We start from the raw sequence: 3,208 nt of genomic DNA on the forward strand, positions 1-3,208 counted from the left end.
ACATGCATTGAGCCTGAACGATACTTTCTGGGTCAAGCCAATAGACAGCTCTTTTAAGTGGGCGGATGTATCTCTGTTTAGAAACCCGTTCAATGACGCGATCGCAAAGATCGCTTTTGAGGGCGGCCTATACGGAGAGCAGTTTTCTACGACTTCACCAGAATTTGAAACGAGCGGTGCCTATGCGAAATGCTGGGTACGGGAAGAGGAAGGAGATATCTTCCTGTACAAGCGCGGGAGTACAGGCGGCAGGAACACAGGGCTGGAACCTTTTTCTGAAGCCTATGCCGCAGAGATCGCCAGCAGGATCTGCAGACGGCATGTTCCATATACCGTTGTCCGGTATCGGGGAAGCCTGGCATCTAAGTGCCCGTTGTTTACCAGTGAGCAGGAGGGCTTTGCTCCGATCTATCGCTGTATCCAGGGAGAGTATAACCTGACAAATGTGATGGATTATATGTCCCGGCATGATGCAGAAGAAGATTTCCGGAGGATGCTGGTATTGGATGCGCTTGTCCTAAATACGGATCGCCATGCCGGCAATTATGGGATGCTGTTTGATACGGATACGATGCAGGTTTCGGGGATGGCACCAGTATTCGATCACAACCAGGCACTGCTTCCTTATGCGGAGCAGGCGGAGTTTGATCATCTGCAGGAATATCTGTCCACCCGGCCTACCCGGATCGGGGAAGACTTTAATGAGGTCGCCCATGCGGCCCTTACCCCGGCCATCCGGGCGGATCTGATCAACCTGAAGGGGTTCCGGTTTGACCGGGAACATCCCTGCCATCTTCCGGAGGAGCGGCTCAAAATCTTAGAAGAGGTTGTAAATGAGCAGATTGATGACATATTGAAGCTAAAACGGCTGTATATGCCCGGTATGCCCGAGGCGAAAGAACCAGAAAAGAAGGAAAAGATGAAAAAACCAGTAAAAAGGTTGTAAGAAAAAGGCATTGGAGAGGATCCAGTGCCTTTTTTCGTGGAACAGTGGAAAAACGTGGACGATTATAGATGCTTTTTGCGTCTGAATGATAATCCATATCATAAAAAAGCTATTGAAATCTTAAAAAATAAAGAAACCATAAATTTTGATGATATTTGATCTTATTCTACCAGTGCATACTGAAATAAACCGATTTAAACCAACAAAACAGATTGGTATATGGTACGATATAATTGTAAAAGAGACAAAAGCGATAAGAAAAGGCCCTGTGGAGAAATCCTGAAGGGCCTTTTTTTATAAATAAAGGCCGAAAGATTAAGGCCTATTTTATTCGCAGAGGAGTGAGTGCCGTTGAGCTAGAAAATGTACAAAAAATGTAGAACCCGTAAAAAGAAAAAAGTATAAAGGAGTAGAATGTATGAAGAACAAGACAGTAAAAGGATTAGCAGTTTCTTTAGGATTGATCACGATCATGAGCATTGGAGGCATATCCGCATATTTCACGGATACGGACACGCAGACAAACAAATTCACCGTTGGTAAGGTGACAGTAGACCTGACAGAACCGGAATGGGACAAATATCCGGACAAAGATAATAATGGTATACCGGATCAGGCAGAAGACCTGACACCAAATAAGACTATCGTAAAAGACCCGGTCATCACAAATACCGGGATCAACGAAGCCTTTATTTTTGCAACGGTGGAGGTGCCTTGCCGGAACATTATCGTAGCGAATGCAGATGGGACCCGGAAACCAGCAGCACTGACAGATCTGTATTCTTATACCGTAAATCCCGGCTGGGTGAAAATGGGTACTTATGATGTTAGGGACGGTTCAGGCGTTATTGCACACAGATATTTATATGCTTATGCTGCAAGCAACGTATGCACAGCATTGGAGGCCGGAAAAGCTACCACTCCGATCTTCTCAGAAGTGACAACTGCAAACGCCATTGAAGGGCAGGGGCTGGAACAGCAGAAATTTGAGATGCCGATCCATGCATATGCCATCCAGACCAGCGATCTGAATGGCGGCAAGACAGCTCCTGCAGATGTCTGGACAGTATATACGAACCAAAACAGTATCACAGAAAAATATAATTGATCTTGTATGAGTTCCTCACGAGTCCCCCACTGTGAGCCGTGAGGGACTCATGCTTTAAGGAGGTAACCGATGGAAAAAAATAAAAAAATTATGATCGGCATTGTCGCTCTTCTCATTTCCATTATGGCCTGTACCGGGATCTTTGCTTATCTGTCCGGTCAAACGGGGAAAATAAACCGTTTTACCTTCGGTGAAAATGTGATCGAAACGAATGAACATTTCCCGGACCCGGATCCAAAACCCGGAGGGACAATAGAGAAGGATGTAAAAGTAAAAAATACAGGGGATGTGCCGTGCTTTGTCCGGACAAAGATCTTATTTTCCAATGATGATGCAGAATCGGTTTCCACGCTGGATATCAATACTGCAGACTGGGAAAAAAATAATACGGATGGATATTATTACTATAAACATATCCTGCCAGTCAATGTGAGTACATCATCCTTAATGAAAACCGTAAAGATAGCAGATGATGCGCATCTGGATGAACTGGAAGACTTTGATATCATCGTATATTCTGAATCTGTGCAGTCTGACGGATATACAGACGCACAGTATCTGGAGGCCTTTAAAGGCCTGACACATTGAAAGGGGGGGATCATCCATGAAACATAAACGGATTTTGGCAGCACTGTGTATCGGTACGGTGGCTATGGCGGGTATCGCAGTAGGAGCAGCCAGCCAGTCGGAAACATCTGTCACGAACAATATTTCAACTTCCATTGTGAACATTGATCTAGAGACTTATACGCAGGAGGATGATGCTGTTATCCCTGTAGATGAGGACAGCGGCCCACTGATGCTCATGCCGGGGATGAAAATATCTCACATCCCCCGGATCACCAATAAGGCTATTGACTGTTATATACGGGCGAGCGTTGACATCACAAGCAAATATGAGGTGGAGCGTCCCATAACAGAAGAGGATATTTCGGGCTTTTCTGAAGACTGGGTGCAAAGAGGAGAGTATTATTATTATACAAACGTATTTCGATCAAACCAGAGCACAGATCTGTTTGATACCATTACAGTACCTGCAGAATGGGATACCAAATATGATAAAGACGGTGAAGTGGCTGATCATTACACCATGAACGACTGGGATATCACTGTGAAAATTGATGCTATCCAGTCAGAAAATTTCAACCCGGATT

Annotated in this window: 3 protein-coding genes and 1 pseudogene; all 4 read left to right on the forward strand. The window is 44.9% G+C overall.

The genetic code is table 11. The features are described from left to right. On the forward strand, nt 1–946 hold a 946-nt coding region (locus tag WMO65_RS25875; protein WP_435380260.1), incomplete at its 5' end, for a hypothetical protein. A gap of 418 nt (nt 947–1,364) precedes the next feature. After that, a complete protein-coding gene (locus WMO65_RS25880) occupies nt 1,365–2,054 on the forward strand; it encodes a SipW-dependent-type signal peptide-containing protein (protein ID WP_118593999.1) in 690 nt (229 codons plus the stop codon). A gap of 69 nt (nt 2,055–2,123) precedes the next feature. After that, nucleotides 2,124–2,642, forward strand: coding sequence for a hypothetical protein (locus WMO65_RS25885; protein WP_148394074.1), 519 nt, complete (start codon nt 2,124–2,126; stop codon nt 2,640–2,642). 16 nt (nt 2,643–2,658) lie between these two features. After that, nucleotides 2,659–3,208, forward strand: a pseudogene (locus tag WMO65_RS25890) (hypothetical protein); the annotation flags it as partial.

The sequence above is a fragment of the Blautia caccae genome, from assembly GCF_040095955.1.
Taxonomy (GTDB): domain Bacteria; phylum Bacillota; class Clostridia; order Lachnospirales; family Lachnospiraceae; genus Blautia; species Blautia celeris.